This window comes from Ursidibacter maritimus, assembly GCF_009761395.1.
Classification (GTDB): domain Bacteria; phylum Pseudomonadota; class Gammaproteobacteria; order Enterobacterales; family Pasteurellaceae; genus Ursidibacter; species Ursidibacter maritimus.
This window is the reverse complement of the sequence record NZ_LEKN01000005.1, coordinates 1-1,507: the sequence shown is the minus strand read 5'-3', so window position 1 is coordinate 1,507 and position 1,507 is coordinate 1. Positions and strand designations below refer to the sequence as shown.

The window sequence follows — 1,507 nt, the reverse complement described above, 5'->3', positions numbered from 1 at the left end:
TTCCAGCCTTTTTCAGCAATCGCTTTGGTTGCATTTAATTGAGCAAGGTTTACAGCGTCTGTATCATTCTCACCCGCTTTTACATTAGTGATTGCCTTATTACCTGCATTGATGCCTTCTTTGGTTACAGATACTGAATTTGAGCCTACACCAGTTGGAATGTTCAAGCCATCTTTAGTTAGCTTGGCATTACCATCACCAAAGTTTACAGAGCCTGCGTCTGTAAGATTTAAGGTGTTGTTCAGCTCAATTTTTACGCCATTAGCATCGGCTTTGGTTTTGATGTTCTCATTTGCACCCAAAACAGACACACTGTCGCCAAGCTTTTTCACACCCGTCGTGCCTTCCGTACCTGTAAAGGTCAAGCCCTTGTTGGCAATATCGGTAGTCGCATTGTTAATTTGCTTTTTGATTTCATCAGCCAGCTTAAATGAAACTTCGCCATTTTGGGCGGTGGTAACAATCTCACCTGCAGTTCCTGCAAAGTTAACGCTTTCTGATAGTTTGTTTTCGCCACTAGAACTGTTGTCACCAGTGTATTTTAACTTCACATCTTCTGCTAATTTGGTCGTATTAACTTCAACATTATAAGTTTTTTGACCGTTTTCAGCCGTTGTGTTAGTTACGGTTACAGAACCTTGCTCAGAAGTAACGATGGTCGCCAAAGCTTTAGCGGTTGTATTAGCGATATTTTTTACATCACCGATATTGGCTGCGTTAGTCTCTACGTCGCCACCTGATTTTAAACCTGTGATGCCGTTACCACTCATCACAAGGTCACCACCTTTGATGGTTGCACCGTTGTTGAGCGTGGTTGCGCCTGTAACTTCTAAGCCTTTCTCTGCAGTCAACTTGTCTTTAACTGCTACTGTACCGTTTAGTGTGGTAGCACCGTTCACTTCCAAGCCATTGTTAGCGGTCACTTTTTCAGCGAAAGTTGCAGGGCCTGTTACATCCAGTTTGCCACCGATTGTTGCTCCTTCAGTGGTCGTCAGATTGGTAAATGTCGGTGTGTCTGACATCGTGATTTTAATCTTACCACCTTCATTGGTGGTACTGACGTTTTTGCTGTCACCAATGATGTCTAGCTGTTCACCAAGAGCTTTATGGATCAATTCTCCATTTTCACCTTTGTAGTCCATACCTTTGGTGGTCAGCTCATTTTTGACATTATCGATATTGCCTTGTAACTCAGTTTTAGCACCATCAATCTTATTGTTCAGCTCTGTTTTGGCTGTGTCAATGTCACCTTTAAGCTCTGTCTTAGCATCATTAACTTCCTTGTCTAATTGACCTACATTCACCGCATCTTTGGTATCAACTCCATCCGCTAAACCTGTGATTTTGTTGTTACTCATCACAAGGTCACCACCTTTGATGGTTGCACCGTTGTTGAGCGTGGTTGGGGGAAACACCACGCACACTCGTTTCAACTTCGGGTAATTCAGGCATTTTTTCTCCACATAAGCGGTAAGATTCACGAATGATTTTGCAAAACGGGAAGTGT

The 1,507-nt window shown here is 42.8% G+C and carries 1 pseudogene; it reads right to left on the bottom strand.

The features are described 5' to 3' along the window. Window positions 1-1,358, bottom strand: a pseudogene (locus A1D26_RS02300) (hypothetical protein); the annotation flags it as partial. Between the last annotated feature and the right edge of the window lie 149 nt (window positions 1,359-1,507).